This window comes from Halobacillus litoralis (genome assembly GCF_020524025.1).
In the GTDB taxonomy this organism is placed as follows: Bacteria; Bacillota; Bacilli; order Bacillales; family Halobacillaceae; genus Halobacillus; species Halobacillus litoralis_D.
The window spans coordinates 268415-288837 of record NZ_JAIVKN010000003.1; the positions used below are offsets into that span (position 1 = coordinate 268415).

Sequence of the window (20423 nt, forward strand, 5' to 3'; positions counted from 1 at the left end):
TGTAGATAACTTCCATATTGTGGCGAATTTATGCTCGTGATAAGGTTAGAATACACTAAAAAATTGTTCGTTGATCGACTTCAATTTAGCGGGAGGTGACTGTCACATGGGTGACAGCGGCATGAAGCAATTATCTGATTCCCTATTAATACAATCTTACCACAAAGCCATTGAACTCAATCTTTCTGAAGATTTTATTACACAGATAAAAGAAGAAATTAAGAAACGATCCATCCAGCACCTTTTGGAAAAGAGTATCTCAAGGGTTGGGTGACCCTTATTAAACATGACATAAATCGACTTTTATTAATGAAACCTCGTTCATCCAGCAGAATGAGCGTTTTTTTTTTGAACTTTTTTATTTGGATAAATGATGTGTCTCTTCTTATATATAAGGGAAGACTAAGATAAGGCTGTCCCGCCATACAGCCGGTATGCTACAGTTGAATAATCAACCTTTTTTTGATTACAATTGAATGGATACATTGCTGCAATCATCCTAACAATAAATAGATGAAACTTACGTCAAGGGAGGAACAATCCACATGCTGGTGGCTGTATTATTACCTTTTATCATTGCTATTTTCATTCCATTTTTAAGTAGATGGAAAGATAAATTACACACAGGTTTTTTTGTAACTATTGTACCTGTGATCATTTTTATTTATTTTGTCCGCTTTTTAGGAACAGGATTTGAACCTATTGTCCAAGAGTACTCCTGGATTCCATCGCTGGATATCAATATGGTCTTTCACCTTGATGGTCTAAGCCTGCTTTTTGTCCTATTAATCAGCGGCATCGGTTCCCTAGTTGCCTTCTATTCGGTTTTTTACTTACATAAATCGGAGCAACTGGGTCATTTTTATGTATACTTCCTAATCTTTATGGGTTCTATGCTGGGAGTCGTACTCTCAGATAACGTCTTCGCGTTATACAGCTTTTGGGAATTTACTTCTCTTTCTTCCTTTCTATTGATCGGATTCTGGAATTATAAAAAAGAATCAAGGTATGGAGCATTAAAATCAATGCTTATAACCGTATTTGGTGGATTGAGTTTACTGGGTGCTCTTATTTTCATGAGTGTCTTAACAAATACAACAAGCATTCAAGGGATGATTGACCAGCAGCAATTAATATTAAATAATGAGTATTTCCCGCTCATTCTAACCCTTTTACTATTGGGTGCATTCACAAAATCCGCCCAGTTCCCATTCCACATCTGGTTACCGGATGCCATGGAGGCGCCAACCCCTGTAAGTGCTTATCTGCACTCAGCCACAATGGTAAAAGCAGGAATTTATTTAGTAGCCAGATACTCTCCAATGCTTTCAGCAAACGAATGGTTCTTTATCATTGTTTCTACTGCAGGAATAGTTACGTTGTGCTGGGGATCCTATATGGCCGTTCGTCAGACTGATTTAAAAGGAATTTTAGCCTTTTCCACTATTAGTCAGCTGGGCATGATAATGGCGATGCTCGGTTTCGGAACAAAAGTAGCCATTTTCGGAGCTGTCTTTCATATTCTGAACCACGCAACATTTAAAGGAAGTCTCTTTATGATAGCGGGTATTGTTGATCATGAAGCCGGTACAAGGGATATAAGAAAGCTGGGAGGGCTTATGACCTTTATGCCAATTACGGCCACCCTCGCTGTTCTAGCTTCCTTCTCTATGGCCGGAGTTCCTTTACCGTTCCTTAATGGGTTCTACAGTAAAGAACTTTTCTTTGATGCTTCGTTACATTTAGAAGCAGCCTCTACAGGGTTTACTGGTTTCTTTATGACTATTGTTCCTTATTTGGCTGTGTTCGGCAGTATCTTTACGTTTGTCTATTCCATGTACTTTTTCTTCGGAACGTTCCGCGGAAAAGCACATTTGGAAGAATTGCCGAAGAAGCCTCATGAAGCTCCCATTGGAATGCTTGTCTCCCCAATCATTCTGGTTGCAGGCGTCATTCTTATCGGGCTGTTTCCAAATGTAGTTAATGAACCTTTCATCGCCCATGCTGCTGAATCAGTCAAGGGCATGGCTTTAGAAGAAAAACACCTTAAGTTCTGGCATGGAATCGTTCCACCGTTCATTATGTCACTAGCCGTATTGGTTTTCGGTACCATTCTTGCTCTTTCAAGAAAAGTATGGACACCTGTGTATCGTTTTGTCCCAGGAGTTCTAAGTGCAAACAAAGTCTATGATGGATTGGTGGATCGTGTTGAAAGTTATTCTGAAACCATTACTAAAGGCTATATGAATGGATCGCTCGGCCGCTATGTCAGGCTTATTCTAGCAGCCATTATCGTTACGACCTTTGCCTTTATGGCCATTACCGGCGGGTTTAAAATTGACACATCAAACCTGTCCCAAATTACAGCACCTGAAATCCTGGTAGCTGTAACGATGGTTATTGCAGCTATAGGGACAGCGTTAACGAACAATAGAATAGCTGCCATTCTTATCCTGGGTGTCGTTGGATATGGTCTTTCGATGTTGTTTGTCATCTATCGCGCGCCGGATTTAGCTCTAACCCAGTTGATTGTTGAGACAGTAACCGTTGCTTTGTTCCTGCTTGTCTTTTATCACTTACCTAAACTCAGGAAAAAAGACGAGCCAGTAAGTACAAAAGTATTGAACTTAATTATCTCCATTGGTTTTGGATCTTTAATGACAATGGTTGCAATTTCTTCCCACAGCAGTAAGCTGTTTGATTCAATTGCAGACTATTTTGTTAAAAATTCGTATAAGCTTGGCGGCGGTGATAACATCGTTAACGTCATTCTTGTTGATTTCCGTGGTTTAGATACGTTATTTGAAATCGTCGTTTTAGGTATTGCAGCTATGGCAATTTTCGGCCTCATTCGACTTAGAAAGACGAAGGGGGATGAGTAAAGATGGAATTTATTATGGCTATACTTGCCGGTATTCTATTTACAACCGGTGTTTATAACCTCCTTCAAAAACAGTTATTACGAATAATTATCGGCACTGGTCTTATCTCACACGGGGCGCATCTATTTATCCTTACCATGGGAGAGTTGAAGCGTGGGGCGCCACCTGTTCTTTCCGAGGGGATTGAACAATACACAGACCCGCTCCCCCAAGCCCTGATCCTGACATCCATCGTTATCAGTTTCGGTGTGACCAGTCTTTTACTTGTATTAGCTTATCGGGCTTCTAAAATTAACGGAACCGATAATATGGAGCAACTAAGGGGTAACGATTATGAGTAACTTAGCAGTTTTACCAATCCTATTGCCATTACTGGCAGGGATCTTCGCAGCATTTATACACAAAAAAACAACCGTTGTACGAACGGTCTCCAAAATGCTGGCCGTTATAAACTTACTTGTTGTGGGTTTTGTATTTATTAAAGTTAAAGAACAGGGAAGTATTGTCCTTGAAGTAGGAGGCTGGGATGCACCTTTTGGGATTGTATTGGTTGGGGACCTTTTGTCCATGACACTGGTCCTTACAACAAATATCATTGCTGTTGCAAGCGTATTTTTTGCACCACAGTCTCTTAGTGAAAAGGAAGAATCCTATTACTTTTACAGTTTCTTCTTTCTTTTAATCACAGGTGTCAGCGGAGCTTTTTTAACAGGAGACCTTTTCAACCTGTTTGTATTCTTTGAGGTTCTTCTAATGGCTTCCTATGGATTAATTGTTTTAGGTAACGGAAAAGTTCAACTCAGGGAATCCATAAAATATGTACTCATCAACCTGTTTTCATCGATGCTTTTTGTTACAACCATCGCATTTCTCTACTCGGTCGTCGGCACTGTTAATATGGCCCAGATTGCTGTACGAGTGCAGGAAGTTGAACAACAGGGAATCTTGACGACCATCGCTATTTTATTGTTCTTTGTATTTGCGACCAAAGCAGCGGTCTTTCCTCTTTATTACTGGCTGCCGCGTCCTTATATTTCACCAAACCCAGTTGTTTCAGCTCTTTTTGGTGCTTTACTTACTAAAGTAGGGATTTATTCTATTCTTAGAACCTTTACTCTGATGTTTAATCAGCAAGTAGAGCTTACCCATACCCTGTTTATTTACCTGGCTGCTTTAACTATGATTTTTGGTGTTATTGGAGCACTTTCCACCCACAACATTAAACTGATTGTGGCCTACAACATCATTCCTGCTGTCGGCTTTATGTTAATGGGAATAGGAATTTTCACTGAAGTATCCATCAGCGGAACCATTTATTACCTTGTTCACGATATGATTATTAAAGGAGTTCTTTTCCTTCTTGCAGGGGCCATCGCTTATGTAGCAGGAACCTCTGATTTACGAAAGATGGGTGGACTTATTCATCACTACCCTGTCCTGGGATGGTTAATGTTTCTCGCTTCTTTGGTGTTGGCCGGTATTCCTCCATTCAGTGGATTTATAGGAAAACTGCAGTTAATCAGAGGCGGCGTCGGGGAAGAACAAGTGATGATTATTATTGTGGCGCTGATTTCCAGTCTTCTCATTTTGTTCTCAATGATTCGTATCTTCATTCGTGGATTCTGGGGCGAAAAGACAGATATTCCTTTCCCGGAACGGAAGAGACGAGGAAATCTGATGGCTTTACCTGCTGCTGCACTGCTGACGCTGTCTGTTCTACTCGGGGTCGGCGCAGAATGGTTCTTCCCAACTATTGAGTCCATCTCACAATATTTAATGGACCCGGAAATCTATATTGATTCTGTTTTAAAGGAGTAGAAGCTGATGCCTTTACAAATTGTACTGAATATCGTGATTGCAATCATGTGGATGTTCCTCAGTGAAACGTACAACTTCACCACGTTCTTTGTAGGATATATCTTAGGAATCATTCTTCTATTCGTATTGCAGCGATTTGTCCCGGATTCTTTTTACATGAAGCGCGCATGGAAGTTCTTCTTATTAATTCTATTATTCGTCAGGGAACTCGTGCTCTCGAATATTGATATCTTAAAGCACGTGTATAAACCTAAAATGGATATGCAGCCAGGGATTTTTGCTTTACCAATCGATGTGAAGACCAATTTCGAAATTACTTTACTCGCTAACCTTATTTCTCTAACTCCAGGAACCCTTTCTGTCGTGGTAAGTGAAGACCATACAAAAATCTACATTCACGCGATGGACATGCCGGATGTCCAGGAGTCCATTGATGAAATTAAGAATTCATTTGAAAAACAAATTATGGAGGTGACGCGTTAGATGGAGTCAATCTTAGATGTAACTCAAACGCTGATCCGCACTTCAGCAATGATTGCAATCATTGCTGTCGCCATTTCCGTTATCCTCTTGATCTACAGAGCAATTCTGGGCCCTACAAATCCGGATAGAGCCGTTGCACTGGATATCATAGGAATCAATCTAATGGCTTTAGCAGGTTTAATCGCCATCCTGCTCATCACGACAAAATTCAACGATGTTGTTCTTCTAATAGGAATCTTACTGTTTATTGGTACGGTTGCTCTGGCGAAATTCTTAGAAAAGGGTGTTATCATTGAGCGGGACTTGGATTAACTTAATATTCGATATTACCATTTGTCTATCTCTATTGATCGGTGCCTTTTTCCTTATATCCGGATCTATAGGAATCTTACGCTTTCCTGATGTCTATACCCGCTTACATGCAGCTACTAAAAGTTCTACGCTTGGTGTAGCCGGGATTATGATTGGTGCATTTCTTTTCCATTATGTAGAGCATGACATTGTCAGCGGCAAGCTTCTTCTCGGTATTTTCTTTGTCCTATTGACCGCTCCCGTATCCGGTCACATGATCTCACGGGCAGCCTATCGAGCAGGCGTTCCTCTGTGGGAGAAGAGTGTAAAAGATGAATATGCGGAAGTGTTGAAAGAAGAGCAGAAAAAGCAGGCACAGGACTCTTAACTACAACTTAAAAGCCCCCATTTCGATGGGGGCTTTTTTTTATAGGTATGACATTTATTTTTATAATCAGACAAGCACAGACATCCCTCCCGACACATAAGTATTGTAATAGGCTCTTGCCTAATTCTTGAGGAGGTGCGTCTATGAGCAGTCTGCTCGCTTCTATCCTTTATTTCTTTAAAGAATCCCTCTTTTTCATGTCGTATGTAAAGAACCAGGCCTTCCCCAATCCTTTATCTTCAGAAGAAGAGGCTAAACAGCTTCAGTTAATGGCAGAAGGAAGTCATGAAGCACGGAACAAGTTAATCGAACATAACCTGCGCCTGGTCGCTCATATTGTGAAGAAATTCGAAAATACAAAAGAAGACTTTGAAGATTTAATATCCATAGGTACAATAGGATTGATTAAGGGGATAGAAAGTTATTCAACAGGAAAAGGAACGAAGCTTGCCACTTACGCTGCCCGATGTATTGAGAATGAGATACTCATGCACTTAAGGTCTACAAAGAAAATGAGTAAGGACGTATCTCTTCAAGACCCAATTGGACATGACAAGGAAGGAAATGAACTGAATCTTCTCGATATCCTACAAGCCGACGTAACGGACATTGTTGAAGAGATACAGCTTCATATGGAGCTTGAGAAAATAAAGGACTTTATTACTGTGTTGGACGAACGAGAAAAAGAAGTGATTATTTTCAGGTATGGATTAAATCAAACGGAAGAGAAAACACAGCGGGAAATAGCTAAAGAATTAGGTATTTCCAGAAGCTATGTCTCAAGAATTGAAAAAAGAGCTCTAATGAAGATTTTTCATGAGTTTTATAAGCAAAGCAAACAAGGGAAAAATGGATAAAAAAAAGCCACTGCCATACTTATTTATATGGAGTGGCTTTTCGTCTTAATTCTCAATTAAATGCCTTTTCCATCTCTTAACCTTAAGTGTCATCAAAAAGGCCATGAATAAAGCTATTGCAATAATTGGATATAAAAACAGATAAGATTGGGTTTTATATTCAAAGATACTGATCAGTGTACCAGCGTACAGATAACTGCTCATAATCAAGAGTGTCATAACGAAACGTTGATAATCCTGAATTTTCTTACTGAGCCATTCGGTAGTTTTCATCTGCTTCCACCTCCTGCACTACATGATAATAACACATGTATGTTATCTATGGGGGTGGTAATAGCTGTTAACGATATGACCTAATCATTTCGATGATCATTTGAGCCGCATTTTCTGCCGCTCTAGGAAGGAATTGGTCAAAAGTTAGAGAAGACTCTTTGCCGGCAATGTCCGATAACGCACGAATGACAACAAAAGGTGTCCCATATTTATAACACACCTGTGCAATTGCGGCTGCTTCCATTTCTGCTGCAATCATATCAGGAAATTTCCCTCTGACAAAATCTACTTTTTCCTGGTCCTGCATAAAAGTGTCACCGGTTGCAATCAAGCCTTTGGCTGCATGTACATCTCTGGATTGTAGAGCTTTCGCTGCGGTTTCTACTAGATTCTCATCAGCAGGATAAAGTGCGGGCATCCCCGGAACTTGTCCATACTCGTATTGAAATGCTGTTACATCGACGTCGTGGTGGGTAACGTGACTTGAGATCACCACATCCCCTACTTCTAATTCTTGAGCGAACCCTCCGGCAGAGCCTGTATTGATTACAGCTTCAATATCATATTGTTCATGGAGAATGGTCGTGGACATAGCTGCATTCACTTTCCCAATCCCAGATTTCAAAAGGACTATTTCCTGATCAAGTAATGTTCCTTCGATAAAAAGACTTCCCGCTATTTCTTTCTCTGATGTCTGTACCATCTCTGATTGAAGACGTACTATTTCTTCATCCATTGCTCCGATAATCCCTATTGGCATCTCTATCTTCCTCTCATAACTTCCTAATAGATTTTTTTATTTAACACTTCAAGTTTCACGGGTTTATAACCCTTTTGGTCTATCCATTCTACATAAACACGTAAATAACCGGTCTTATTTTTATCTGAGACGACCGCTACAGACTTTTTAGGTCCTCCGCCATTAGAAACATCCCAATATATAATATTGTCCTCAGATAGGCCTACAGCGCTTCTAATAGCTTTCAATAATTCTTGATAATCCTCACCTTTATAAGTGATGCTGTGATTCCCGTTGGTTTCCATTTCTGTTGGAATCACCGGCCAATCCTTAGTAACTACGCGGTCGACATTGGGATCATCACTTTTCTCAATCTTCAGACCTTTCTCCTCTTCGATCGGTTCAAGTTCATCAAAACCCTCTATTGAGACTTTCTGTTTATCGGATTCCTCTTCGTTCACTTCCTGCTTCTCGGGTTTTTCCTGTTCCTGCTTTTCTTCACTCACTTCAACAGGGCTGCTTTCCTCAGGTTTTTGGGCCTGGCTCCTTTGATCGCCGTCTCTAAATATAAACATGGAAACAAATAAAATTAAAAACACACTCCCGATACCAACAAACCATGTCAGCCACTTCGTCCCCCGCCTTCTTTTCTCAAAACGGGCTGTACGGGACTCAGACGTATGTTTATTTGCCATTCCATCTCTCCTCCTTTAAACTCGCTGTATATTGTACAACAAGACGAACCATCCACCAACCCTTTTTACAACTTATCTTATTTCCCAAGCAATAAAATGTTGGATGAAAGCAGAAAAAAGACAGGGATAAGCCCTGCCTTCTTTAATGTACTGATACTATTCAACCGTGATAATTTTAACGTCAATTTCTCCGCCAGGTGTAGCTACTTTTACTTTATCACCGACAACATGTCCGATTAAGCTTTGAGCCATTGGAGAATCATTGGAAATTTTACCTTCAAATGGATCAGCTTCTGCACTACCTACAATTGTGTAAGTTTCTTCGTCACCATCAGGCAGCTCCTGAAAAGTAACAGATTTCCCCAGCGTAACGGTATCAGGGTTATCATTATCATTTTCAATAATGACTGCATTCCGAATCATAGTTTCTACTTGAGTAATACGCGCTTCTACAAATGCTTGTTCATCTTTCGCAGCATCATACTCGGAGTTTTCAGAAAGATCACCAAAACCGCGCGCAATCTTAATACGTTCGACAACTTCTTTTCGGCGTTCTGTTTTAAGATGGTGCAATTCCTCTTCGAGCTTTTGTTTACCTTCTTCAGTCATATAATAATTTTTCTCTTCTGCCATTGTCCGTATACACTCCTTTAATACAAGAAAAAATGAAATGTCCTTATATAGGAAATGAGCGGTACATCTGTACGCCCATTGCTAATGATTCACTATACTTTACCCGTGGACATATTGGTTTAGAACTACTATTGAAAACTATGCCAGATTTTAGGCAGTATTTCAACTATTTTCTTTCGGTACGGATAGCCCTTTTTCATGAAGTACGGTCTGGATTTTTGTCGCCATCAAGTCGATCGCTACATGATTTTGACCACCTTCAGGAATAATGATATCCGCATAGCGTTTTGTAGGTTCTACGAATTGGAGATGCATTGGACGGACAACATTGATATATTGATCAATCACCGAATCCAACGTACGGCCTCTTTCATTAATATCTCTCATCATACGTCGAATAATTCTTACATCCGCATCGGTATCCACAAAGACTTTAATATCCATAAGGTCGCGCAGACGGTCATCTTCCAGAACTAGAATTCCTTCTACTATAATAACCTCTTTTGGTTCTACGTGAATGGTCTCTTCTGAGCGCGTGTGCATCTTATAGTCATACACTGGTTTTTCTACAGACTTCTGATCAATTAATTCTTTTAAATGCTCTATGAGCAAGTCGTTATCGAAGGCTAGAGGATGATCATAGTTTGTCTGCAGCCTTTCTTCAAAAGGAAGTTCACTTTGATCTTTATAGTAATAGTCCTGTTCTATCATTAATAAAGTTTTATCTGTAAAGCGCTGGATAATGGATCTTGTTACACTGGTCTTTCCAGAACCGGTTCCACCAGCAACTCCAATTACTACAGGTTTATCGTTCATACTTCCTGTTGCTCCTTTCATCCAATTGGATTTTATCTAGATTAGGATTTATTTAGACTGGCTTCGCTTTTTCGTTATCGCTACACCGTCTCCAATTGGGACGATCGATGTGTGATAATCAGGATGTTGGACTAGCCATTCATTAAAGGTCCTGATTTTACGAGCAATTTTCGCCATGCGCGGGCTTGCTTCCTCGTCATCCGCAACGTATCCCTTAAAAAGCACATTATCTGAGATAATGACTCCATCTTCATTTAACATAGGGGCATACAGATGGAAGAATTCTTCGTATTTCCCTTTTGCTGCATCAATGAATAATAGATCATAAGGTCCATAGGCTCTGACATCTTCAGCTGTTTCCAGCGCATCACCATGAATGATGGTGATCTGTTCATCAGCTTCCATCTTCTTTATATTCTTTTTTGCTTCTTGGTATCGACCGGTATCTCGTTCCACAGTTGTAATCCTGCTGTCCGGATTAGCTTCCAACATGCGTAGGGCAGAGTAGCCAATCGCGGTACCAATTTCTAATATACGTTCAGGCTGCTGCATTCTAATCAGCTGCATAAGGAAATCAATGCCTAAAGGTTCCATAATCGGGACACCCTGTTCCCTGGCGTAGGATTCCAATTCTTGAATCGGTTTGGAAGGCTCTGAAAGCAATGATTGTAAATAGGCTTCTTGCTTCATCAAGTTTCATCCCTTCACATTATATTTACATCCATTTTACAACCCCATTATTTTAACACAAAAAAAAGAAGGAATGCGAGTGTTCTTTGCAATCCTTCGAAATAAAATACAGTTAATTGATATATTTTTCCTTCAGCTTATTATGCTCCTGAAGAGTATCCGCATAGTGAATCTCTCCTTCGCTGTCAGCAAGGAAATAAAGATGATCGTGCTCCACAGGCTTCACAGCTGCTTCCAGAGCGTTTTTATTAAAGTTTGAGATGGGTCCAACCGGCAGCCCTTTCACATGGTAGGTATTATAAGGCGATTCAATTTCTAAATCTTTATAATACACTTTTTCCTGATGCTCCCCTTTAGCGTATAAGACAGTTGGGTCGGTCTGTAGGGGCATATCTTCACCAAAACGGTTATAGAAGACACCTGCAATCTTCTGGCGGCTTTCAGCTGTACGTGCTTCATTTTCAAGAAGAGAGGCCATCGTAACCAGGTCGTGCACATTTTTAACGTTCTCAAGACCCTCTAAATCATTCAGATAAGGAAGCACAACCGATTGTGTCTTATCAAGCATCTCTTTTACAATCTTATCAATACTTGGATCCTCTATATAAAAAGGATATTTAGCAGCATATAAGTACCCTTCCAGGGGATAGCGGATCTCCTCTTGAAGGATATCTTCTGTAAGTAGTTTTGGATATTGCTCCATCAATGTTTTCACATATTCTTCGTCATTAACCTTATCCATAAACTCTTCACTTGTAAATGCAAACTTTTCTGCATAAATGTCAGCAATTTCTTCCAGGTCGAGACCTTCCTGAACGGTTACTTCAACAGCAGGTGCTTTGACAAGCTTCCCTGTTTTCAGCGACTCAATCACTTCATCAAGAGTCATGGAAGAAGTGAACTGATAACTTCCTGCCTGAAAACCCGATTCATTTTTAAATTTTGTATAAAACCTGAAAATCATATCATTTTTTATAATGTCATTCTCTTCTAATATCTTAGCAATGCCCGAAGTAGAAGATCCCATCGGTATTTCTACGTCCACTTGTTTGTTATTCCCGGGGTCGACAGGCTCCAAAGCAGATTTTACATAAAAGTAGCCGGATAAACCTCCAATGACAAGGACGAGCGTGAACACAGTGAGAATCACGGCAACAATTTTTCTAACCTTACTTGCTTCTTCTATTCTATTTTTTAATCTTTTTTTATATTGCGTTTTAAAATCAGAATTAGACAACAAACTTCCCCCTTTCATCCGGTATATTATACTATAAAGAGATAGAATCTTTCTACATTTAACCCGAATTTTCTACAAGAACCGGCAGATGCCCCCATAAAAACAGCCTGCAGTTTTCACTGCAGGCTTGTTATTTACGTCAAATCTTCATCTGTCAATGTGTTGAGCATCTCTTCAACCATTTCCCATTCATCATCAGACTCAATTTGGAAAAGAGCGAGATCGTCTTCTTCGTTTCCTTTTTCTTCGTAGCGGAAAGCGAAAACTTCAACTTCTTCGCCTTCTTTCTGTTCAGCTGGAATGACAGCAATATAAGAATGTCCGGTTTGTTCTACATCAAATGTAAACAGTACCTCAAATAAATGTTCTTCCCCATTTTCATCAGGGATAATAATACGTTCTTCTTTTTCTAATGCCATATCAGACATCCTCCTTATTGTTTCGAATCTAAATACCCTTGCAGAATCATGACTGCAGCCATTTTATCAATGACTTTCTTTCTTTTTTTACGACTGACATCTGCATCAAGCAGTACACGTTCAGCCGCCATGGTCGTTAGACGTTCATCCCATAAGTGTGTTTTTAGATGAAATTCCTCTTCCAGCCATGAGGCAAAACTTTGACTGGCTTCTCCCCTCGGACCTACCGTACCATTCATATTCTTAGGGAAGCCTACAATCGCTTCTGTCACATCATGATCATCAATCACTTTACGAAGCGGTTCTTTAGCCGTTTCGTAATCACGTTCGTCCCATCTCAGGGTCGTCAATCCCTGAGCGGTCCAGCCAAAAGCATCAGATATAGCGATGCCTATGGTTTTCTCACCGACATCCAGTCCTATTTTTTTCATTCAACGCCCTCTTTATTCTCTTTGATGTAAAATTTAACCAGCTCTTCGATTAATTCGTCTCGCTCAATTTTGCGGATCAAGTTTCTGGCATCCTGATGACGAGGTATATAGGCAGGGTCACCTGAAAGCAGATAGCCGACAATTTGATTGATCGGATTGTACCCTTTTTCTTGTAATGCTCCATACACATTTAACAGTACGGATTGGACATCTTGATCAAATGGTTCCTCTGAGAAGTTGAACCTCATCGTTTTATCCATAGAACTCATTACATTCACCTCGCACTTCAATTGTATTTACTCCATTATATACCTAATTTAAGCTAAGGAAAAACTAGGAGTTTTGGCTTGCATATTCTTTTGCGTACTGGAGGGCCTCAGGAATCTTGGATGCATCCTTACCTCCGGCCTGCGCCATATCCGGTCGACCGCCGCCGCCGCCGCCGCATCGAGTCGCTGCTTCCTTAATTAATTTCCCTGCATGGTATCCTTCTTCTACTAAGTCTTTAGATACTCCTGCAATTAACTGGACTTTATCACCATTTGGAGCAGCTAACAGGATAATTCCTGAGCTCAGTTTTTGTTTTAAATCATCGACCATTGTACGAAGTGCATTCATATCTTTCACATCCACTTGTTTAGCCAGCACCTTCACTCCGTTGATTTCTTCGACTTCATCCAGAATGGTGGATGCTTCCATATTCGACAGCTTCGCACTCAAGGAGTCATTTTCTTTTTGAAGATCTTTCATTTCTTTATGAAGAACTTCAATACGCTCTGGTACTTGGTCAGCGTTGGTTTTTAACAATTCTGCTGCTTGTTTAAGCGTCGTTTCTTTGCCATTCATGTAAAGGTAGGCATCTTTTGCAGTTACAGCCTCAATTCTTCTCGTTCCAGCTCCAATTCCAGATTCCGAAACAATCTTGAATAACCCAATCTCAGCTGTATTTAAAACGTGACAGCCTCCACATAACTCTAAGCTGTAATCTCCAACTTGAACGACTCTGACAGTATCTCCATATTTTTCACCGAACAGAGCCATCGCACCTTTTTCTTTCGCTTCCTCAATAGAACTGTATTCAACGGCTACTGGAAGGGACTGCCAAACTCTTTCATTCACGATAGATTCAATCCGTTCCATTTCTTCATTCGTTACTGAACCGAAGTGGGAGAAGTCAAAGCGCAGGCGGTCAGGTGCTACCAGAGAACCTGCTTGATTTACATGTTCACCAAGAACATCTTTTAATGCCTGATGAAGCAGGTGAGTTGCCGTGTGGTTCTTAACGATAAAGGAACGACCGCGCTGATCGACGGCTGCTGTTACATCGGCCCCTTTTTCAATCCTTCCCTTCACAACAACGGCTTCATGCATATGCTGTCCATTTGGAGATTTCTGGACATTCGTTACCTCCAAGGCAGCTGTACCGGTAGTGATTTCTCCTTTGTCAGCGACTTGTCCTCCGCTCTCTGCATAGAAAGGTGTTTCTTCCAAGAAAAGATAGACCGTTTCGCCTTCCTCTGCAGCATGAGTGAAATCCTTCCCTTTAATCATCTCGACAATAGTGGTCTCTACCTGTAGACGGTCATAACCAACAAAGGAACTTTCTACATGAACATCCCCCAGGACACCGTCCTGCACCTGCATGGAATCCGTTTTTTGACGAGCATTTCTTGCGCGCTCCCGCTGTTTCTCCATTTCATGCTGGAAACCTTCTTCATCAATCGTAAAACCAGCTTCCCCTACGTATTCCTCTGTGAGCTCTTTCGGAAAACCATAGGTATCATAAAGTCGGAACACCTCTGTCCCAGGGAAGACGTTGCTGCCCTTTTCTGTTTCCTGCTTAATAATGGAAGAAAGAATTTGAAGCCCATCATTAAGCGTTTCGTGGAAACGTTCTTCTTCCGTCTGAATCACATTTTGAATAAAGGACTCTTTCTTCTTCACTTCCGGATAAAAATCAACCATGATGCTGGAAACTTCCGGAACAAGTTTATACATGAAAGGTTTGTTGATGCCGATTTGTTTAGCAAAACGAATGGCGCGGCGGAGCAGTCGTCTCAATACATAACCACGGCCTTCATTGGAAGGAAGGGCTCCATCACTAACAGCAAATGTTACGGTTCTCATATGGTCAGCTATGACCTTGAAAGAAGAGTCGCCTTCTACACTTTCGCCATACTTTTGCCCGGCCATCTTTTCCGTTGCTTCAATGATTGGCTTAAACAAGTCAGTTTCGAAGTTTGTTTCTGTTTCCTGAATAACACATACGATTCTTTCAAGCCCCATACCCGTATCAATGTTTTTCTTTGGAAGGGGAGTATACGTATCATCAGGGTTGTGGTTAAACTGAGAGAAAACTAAGTTCCATATTTCTAAATATCTCTCATTTTCACCGCCTGGATACAATTCCGGATCATTTGGATCATTCCCGTACTTTTCGCCTCGATCATAGAAGATCTCTGTATTTGGTCCACTAGGGCCTTCTCCAATATCCCAGAAGTTTTCTTCGATACGTATGATTCTCTCTTCATCGAGTCCGATCTTATCTTTCCATATTTGAAAAGCCTCATCGTCTTCGGGGTGCACCGTTACCGAAAGTCTTGCAGGATCAAAACCAACCCAGTCTTTACTTGTAAGAAATTCCCACGCCCACTCCATCGCTTCTTCTTTAAAATAATCACCAATGGAGAAATTCCCCAGCATTTCAAAAAATGTATGGTGACGGGCAGTAAAGCCGACATTTTCAATATCATTGGTTCGAATTGATTTTTGAGCGTTCACAATTCTCGGGTTTTCAGGTGTTACACGACCATCAAAGTATTTCTTAAGAGTGGCTACACCACTGTTGATCCATAACAAAGTGGGATCTTCATGAGGCACAAGTGACGCGCTCGGTTCAACACTATGTCCTTTTTCCTTAAAAAAATCGAGAAACATTTGACGCACATCTGCAGAAGTCAAATTTTTCATTTTAGAATCCTCCTTATATTCGATAAAAGTTGAGACCGTGGGAACGAAGGACAAACAGAAATAAAAAACTCCCGTTCCTGCCTTTTATCGGCAGGGACGGGAGTTTGATTCCGCGGTACCACCCTGATTATAGGTTCGATGACCTATCAGCTTGGATGCCTGTAACGTGGCATAACAACGGCGGGTGTTAACCGCACTCAGGAGCAGCGTTCAACAACTCCATACAGTACGTTTTACAGCCAGGAACGTACCTCTCTGAGTATGGGGGGTTGTTTACTCGTTTCCTTCATCGTTTTCTTCGTTCAAATAGTCTATGCTAAGCGTAATTATAGTGAACTGACCATCATCTGTCAATGTTCAGTCTTCCTGTACGAATTTCTTCTACAATTACTTTGATACATGTAAGAACTGGAACAGCCAAAATCAAACCTGGAATGCCGGCGAGTTCTCCCCCTAGGAGCAGAGCGAAAATAATAAACAAAGGGTGGATGTGAATGCTTTTTCCCATAATAAATGGAGATAATAAGTTCCCCTCAATTACCTGGATAATGATGATTACAACTAGTGTGAAAATTAGCGTGTTAATAGAAACCGTCAATGCAATAACTACAGCAGGCCCCGCTCCCAGCAGGGGTCCAAAGTAAGGGATGATGTTCGTCAACCCAGCGATTAACCCTAGTACTAGTGGATAAGGAAGGTCAATAACCCAGAAAGAAATCGTGGCAATAACGCCTACAAAGAAACTTATCAGTAACTGTCCTCGGATATAACCTCCCAGGGAGTGATTTAATTCTTTCGCCAGACGCTTGGCTTCATGATGCCATGACACAGGCATTAAGCGCAGGGCGGACTCCCCTATTCCCTTGTAATCTTTGAGGAAGTAAAAAGTCATCACAGGAATGACAGCAATAAATAACAAAAAATTAAATAGACCGCTCAACCCAGTAAACACAACCATAACTTTACTGCTGATCCAGTCTTCGAAATCTGAAAAACCATCATCCAGTTTCTGATGAAGTCCATCAGGCAGCCTTTCTGTCTGGGCGTAGAGCTGCTTTGTCCAGCCTTGATAAGACTCAACCAAGATAGGCAGGTGCTCATTCATCAACTTTAACTGATCAAGCAGACGGGGAATGCCTTTATAGAGACCCAGGGTAAGCAATGAAAAAAATATGATGAAAATTATTAAAATGGCGATGGTCCTGGTAAAACCTGCTTTCTCTAACATTCGAACGAGAGGATGCAGCAATAAAGAAAGAACCAGCGCAAGGAGAAAAGGCAGCAAAACTTTTCCGATCATAACCAAAACATGATCATAATATGGAAAAAGCCAGGCAAGCAGTAAGAGAGATAACAAGGTGATGAAGAAGATGGTAAATCTCCGCAGCCATTTGGAAGAACGGTCATTCATGAAAGCCTAGGACCCCTGCTGGTAGAAAATATCGTTTAAAGAACTGAGACTTCCGTCTTCTTCAATTTGATTAATATTAATCTTTCCATCTTCCACTGCCAGCTCCAAGCAGCAATTCCAGCAATAGTACTGTTCATTTCCTATTTTTCCAAGATTTTTATTCTTACAATTTGGACATCTCATAAGGACATACTCCTTTTTTACCAATCAGTATGTCCAAGAGAAATAGATTCATACGTTAGCGGACGATTTCGTTCACCCACTTTATTCCCTCTCGTACTTGTTCGTTACTCGGTGACGAATGGGGGGTATGTTCAAAGAGAAAATATTTATCTCTTCCAGAGGCCAGGAGTTCCAGGAAAGGTCTCATGTCATAGGCGCTGTCCCATAGCTCACGAGAGGGATGGATCGGCACCCATATATATCCATCATGTCTGTATTGAACATTGTGCATGTGCACCACTTTCGTCATTGGAAGCAATGGTTCAACAAACGTTCTCCACTGGTCTCCTGCTGCCATTATGTAGTCTCCGATATCAATACATAGATCTACCCCATAGGACTCCCACAAGGAAGGTGGAAAGTCATATAAATATTGAATACCAAGAGGAGATTGGTTTTTACCCAGTTTGGGTTCACACACAATGGGTATTTCATAGGTTTTCTTCAGTCTATGTAAAAATTGAAGACCTTCCTCAATCATTCTATTGGTCTCCCTGGCTTTTCCATGAAAGTATGGAAAATGAACAAGCACATACGAGGCACCATACTGAGCTGCCTCTGCTACTTCCTCTTCAAATAAAACCCTTGCTTTCTCAGGAGGCATGGAAACCTCCTCAATCAAATCATACTTACTGTTACCCCTGATCAGGGGAGCATGGATACCAAAACTTGCGTTATGCATGTCTCTCATTTTCATAAACGTCTGAAAAGCTTCCCTATCTGTAAATTCTCCAATCTCAATATGAGGAAGTCCACTCTCAAACAATTCTTCAAATTGAGAAGGATTGGACAAAATTGTACTGCCTGACATCCCCAGAGTATGAGTCATCTTCCTCCCCCCTACATAAAGTCATATGGTGAAAGCTGTTCTTCCTCTTCTTCCTCCTGCACTTCCGGTGTTGATTCTTCCTGCAGCTTTTCTTTCAATCTTGTATAACGTGTATTGGTATCTGTCATTCCAACTCCATCAAGAAAAGCTTCTTTATCCCCACAAATAATTAAGGATTGTTTGGACCTTGTAATCGCTGTATAAAGAAGGTTTTTCCTCAACATCCGCCGGTAGCTCCTCACTACAGGTAAAATAACAATTGAAAATTCGCTTCCTTGCGATTTGTGAATGGATGTACAGTAGGCATGCATAATATTATTCAGTTCTTTTTTGGGATAAACCACTTCTTTCCCATCGAAATCAATGACAACCTGCTCTACCCCATCCACATTTTCCTCTGCACGAAAGATCGCAACAATCTGTCCAATATCGCCGTTATAAACCCCATCTTCCGGCTGATTCACCAGTTGAATGACTTTGTCACCTTTTCTATATGTGACATCATAGTATTGTAGATCTCTCTTCTGTTTGTGCTTTGGATTGACCGACTCCTGTATTGTCTGATTCAATTTATGAATCCCCACATCCGTCCGGTACATCGGAGCGAGTACTTGAAGGTCTTTAGGGTCGATACCTTTATCTAATGCTTTTTTAACGATATTCGTCACAAGATCAGCAAGTTGGTGCTCTCTAGCTGGCAGGAAATTAAAATCATGGTCTTTCCCTAAAGATTTTACCGTACATGCGTCGTTTTTTATTTCATGAGCGAGCTGAATGATTTTCGATCCTTCTTTTTGACGGTAAACTTCTACTAATTTAGTTGATGGAAGCTGTTCTGATGCCAGCATATCTGCTAATACCTGCCCGGGTCCTACAGATGGGAGCTGATCTTCGTCTCCCACAAGAAGGACCTGCATATCCGTGGGAATCGCGCGAAACAACTGATTAGCCAGCCAAATATCCACCATAGAAAACTCATCAACGATTAACAATTTCCCTTCAAGCGGATTGTTTTGATTCCGCTCAAAGGAATCATGCCCGTCCCATCCAAGGAGACGGTGTATCGTACTCGCTGGAAGACCTGTCGATTCTGTCATCCGCTTGGCTGCTCTTCCTGTAGGAGCCGCCAATATAAACGGGAAAGGTTTTTCCCCATCGTACTCCTCTGGATCTACAGACTCTTCATTCAGATGAGCATATGTATGAATAATTCCTTTAATAACCGTTGTTTTTCCTGTTCCAGGTCCTCCTGTTAAAATCATCAGTTTAGAGTTTAACGCCTTTTCAATCGCATTGAATTGATCTTCTCCATAGCTCATGGACTCTTCTTCCTCTAAATCACCAATCACCTTCATTAAATCCGCCTGTGTGTGTGTCACTTCCACCTCTTCCTCCTGAAGTCGGTCGACATGGTTACAAAATCCGTTTTCTGCAAAATACAAAGAGGGAAGGTACACTCTGTCTTCCTCAATGTAAACAAATTTCTCTTCCCCTAGATGAATGATCTGCTGGGAAAGCTGCTCAAAATTAATGGCAGGGTCAGTCCCTTGATTTAATAACTGCTCCACTTGAAGGAGGCATTCTTCTGTCGGCAGGTAAACATGTCCTGCACTCATGCTTTTTTGCATGATATATAAACAGGCGGCGCGAATTCTTGTAGGGTGGTCATGAGGTAAGTTCTGCATTCTTGCCATTTCGTCTGCCCGGTGAAAGCCAAAGCCATCCACATGAAATACCAGTTGATAAGGATCTTCTTCAATGATCGCCATGGTTTGGTCTTTAAACGCTTCATAGATTTTCTGAGCAATTTTTAAACCAAAGCCATATTGGGAGAGGTGGATCATGACATGCTCAAAACCCTGGTGCTCTTTTAATGACTCATATAGTTGATCTGCTTTTTCTTTAGGGAGCCTGGGAACATCATCCAGTACATCGCGATTTTCTAATATCCGGGAGATCGTCTGTTCACCGAGGACATCCACAATTCTTTCCGCTGTCTTTTTTCCGATGCCATGAAAGAGATCACTGGACAAATAGAGAATTAAACCGTCTTTCGTCTCAGGCAGAACCCGGTTGTACATCTCTACTTCATACTGCAGTCCAAACTTTTTATGCTCTTTAAACTCCCCATAAAAGATATAGGTTTCCCCTTCTTCCAACGGGGAAAAATGCCCCTTAATTACAAGAGTTTTCTCATTAAATTGTTCATTTGTCTCTTTAACATTAATTGAGGCAATTGAAAAATGCTCGGACTCGTTGTGAAAGATCGTCCGACTAAGTTCTCCTTTGACATAAGGTCGCTGCTCGGTTGTTTCATTAAAGAGCGATTGTTGAGTCAT

The 20423-nt window shown here is 41.0% G+C and carries 23 protein-coding genes; 8 read left to right on the plus strand and 15 right to left on the minus strand.

What is annotated here, in order from left to right:
- Positions 1-121: 121 nt before the first annotated feature.
- The 8 genes from LC036_RS12955 to sigK all read left to right on the plus strand — a co-directional run bounded on the left by LC036_RS12955 (position 122) and on the right by sigK (position 6719).
- Positions 122-274 carry a sporulation histidine kinase inhibitor Sda gene (locus tag LC036_RS12955; RefSeq protein ID WP_226583220.1) on the plus strand — a complete coding sequence of 51 codons (153 nt, stop codon included), beginning with the start codon at positions 122-124 and terminating at the stop codon, positions 272-274.
- A 271-nt stretch (positions 275-545) separates the two neighbouring features.
- Positions 546-2882, plus strand: coding sequence for a Na+/H+ antiporter subunit A (locus tag LC036_RS12960; protein ID WP_226583223.1), 2337 nt, complete (start codon positions 546-548; stop codon positions 2880-2882).
- Positions 2883-2884: 2 nt separating this feature from the next.
- Positions 2885-3223, plus strand: a complete 339-nt coding sequence (locus tag LC036_RS12965) for a Na(+)/H(+) antiporter subunit C (RefSeq protein WP_226583225.1) — start codon at positions 2885-2887, stop codon at positions 3221-3223.
- Positions 3216-4700: a Na+/H+ antiporter subunit D gene (locus LC036_RS12970; RefSeq protein WP_226583228.1), complete on the plus strand. Its 1485-nt coding sequence runs from the start codon at positions 3216-3218 to the stop codon at positions 4698-4700. Before LC036_RS12965 ends, LC036_RS12970 begins: the two co-directional genes overlap by 8 nt.
- Before the next feature lie 6 nt (positions 4701-4706).
- Positions 4707-5183, plus strand: a complete 477-nt coding sequence (locus LC036_RS12975) for a Na+/H+ antiporter subunit E (RefSeq protein WP_226583230.1) — start codon at positions 4707-4709, stop codon at positions 5181-5183.
- Complete coding sequence (locus LC036_RS12980) at positions 5184-5495, plus strand: Na(+)/H(+) antiporter subunit F1 (RefSeq protein WP_226583233.1); 312 nt, start codon at positions 5184-5186, stop codon at positions 5493-5495. It begins immediately after the preceding gene.
- Positions 5476-5862, plus strand: coding sequence for a monovalent cation/H(+) antiporter subunit G (gene mnhG / locus LC036_RS12985; protein ID WP_226583235.1), 387 nt, complete (start codon positions 5476-5478; stop codon positions 5860-5862). Before LC036_RS12980 ends, mnhG begins: the two co-directional genes overlap by 20 nt.
- Before the next feature lie 143 nt (positions 5863-6005).
- The gene (gene sigK / locus LC036_RS12990) at positions 6006-6719 is read left to right on the plus strand and encodes an RNA polymerase sporulation sigma factor SigK (RefSeq protein ID WP_226583238.1); all 714 of its coding nucleotides are present in this window, start codon (positions 6006-6008) and stop codon (positions 6717-6719) included.
- 45 nt (positions 6720-6764) lie between these two features.
- Here sigK and LC036_RS12995 read toward each other — a convergent pair whose 3' ends face one another.
- The 15 genes from LC036_RS12995 to LC036_RS13065 all read right to left on the minus strand — a co-directional run bounded on the left by LC036_RS12995 (position 6765) and on the right by LC036_RS13065 (position 20423).
- Positions 6765-6992 carry a YrhC family protein gene (locus LC036_RS12995; protein WP_226583241.1) on the minus strand — a complete coding sequence of 76 codons (228 nt, stop codon included), beginning with the start codon at positions 6990-6992 and terminating at the stop codon, positions 6765-6767.
- Positions 6993-7059: 67 nt separating this feature from the next.
- On the minus strand, positions 7060-7752 hold the full coding sequence (gene mtnN / locus LC036_RS13000; protein WP_226583244.1) for a 5'-methylthioadenosine/S-adenosylhomocysteine nucleosidase: 693 nt from the start codon (positions 7750-7752) through the stop codon (positions 7060-7062).
- 23 nt (positions 7753-7775) lie between these two features.
- Positions 7776-8426, minus strand: a complete 651-nt coding sequence (locus LC036_RS13005) for a YrrS family protein (protein WP_226583247.1) — start codon at positions 8424-8426, stop codon at positions 7776-7778.
- 156 nt (positions 8427-8582) lie between these two features.
- Positions 8583-9059 carry a transcription elongation factor GreA gene (gene greA, locus LC036_RS13010; RefSeq protein ID WP_226583250.1) on the minus strand — a complete coding sequence of 159 codons (477 nt, stop codon included), beginning with the start codon at positions 9057-9059 and terminating at the stop codon, positions 8583-8585.
- Between the two features lie 162 nt (positions 9060-9221).
- Entirely contained in the window at positions 9222-9875 is a 654-nt protein-coding gene (gene udk, locus LC036_RS13015) for a uridine kinase (protein ID WP_226583253.1), read from the minus strand.
- Between the two features lie 48 nt (positions 9876-9923).
- On the minus strand, positions 9924-10565 hold the full coding sequence (locus LC036_RS13020; protein WP_226583256.1) for an O-methyltransferase: 642 nt from the start codon (positions 10563-10565) through the stop codon (positions 9924-9926).
- Between the two features lie 112 nt (positions 10566-10677).
- On the minus strand, positions 10678-11802 hold the full coding sequence (gene mltG / locus LC036_RS13025) for an endolytic transglycosylase MltG (RefSeq protein WP_226583259.1): 1125 nt from the start codon (positions 11800-11802) through the stop codon (positions 10678-10680).
- 134 nt (positions 11803-11936) lie between these two features.
- Positions 11937-12221, minus strand: a complete 285-nt coding sequence (locus LC036_RS13030) for a DUF1292 domain-containing protein (protein ID WP_075034717.1) — start codon at positions 12219-12221, stop codon at positions 11937-11939.
- A 14-nt stretch (positions 12222-12235) separates the two neighbouring features.
- Positions 12236-12652: a Holliday junction resolvase RuvX gene (ruvX, locus tag LC036_RS13035; protein WP_226583262.1), complete on the minus strand. Its 417-nt coding sequence runs from the start codon at positions 12650-12652 to the stop codon at positions 12236-12238.
- On the minus strand, positions 12649-12921 hold the full coding sequence (locus tag LC036_RS13040) for an IreB family regulatory phosphoprotein (RefSeq protein ID WP_226583943.1): 273 nt from the start codon (positions 12919-12921) through the stop codon (positions 12649-12651). Before LC036_RS13040 ends, ruvX begins: the two co-directional genes overlap by 4 nt.
- A gap of 64 nt (positions 12922-12985) precedes the next feature.
- On the minus strand, positions 12986-15622 hold the full coding sequence (alaS, locus tag LC036_RS13045) for an alanine--tRNA ligase (RefSeq protein WP_226583264.1): 2637 nt from the start codon (positions 15620-15622) through the stop codon (positions 12986-12988).
- A 343-nt stretch (positions 15623-15965) separates the two neighbouring features.
- A complete protein-coding gene (locus LC036_RS13050) occupies positions 15966-17033 on the minus strand; it encodes an AI-2E family transporter (protein WP_226583267.1) in 1068 nt (355 codons plus the stop codon).
- 6 nt (positions 17034-17039) lie between these two features.
- Positions 17040-17216, minus strand: coding sequence for a hypothetical protein (locus LC036_RS13055; protein WP_226583272.1), 177 nt, complete (start codon positions 17214-17216; stop codon positions 17040-17042).
- A 55-nt stretch (positions 17217-17271) separates the two neighbouring features.
- Positions 17272-18084 (minus strand): TIM barrel protein, encoded by an 813-nt coding sequence (locus LC036_RS13060; RefSeq protein WP_226583274.1) that lies wholly within the window; start codon positions 18082-18084, stop codon positions 17272-17274.
- An 11-nt stretch (positions 18085-18095) separates the two neighbouring features.
- On the minus strand, positions 18096-20423 hold the full coding sequence (locus LC036_RS13065; RefSeq protein WP_226583276.1) for an ATP-dependent RecD-like DNA helicase: 2328 nt from the start codon (positions 20421-20423) through the stop codon (positions 18096-18098).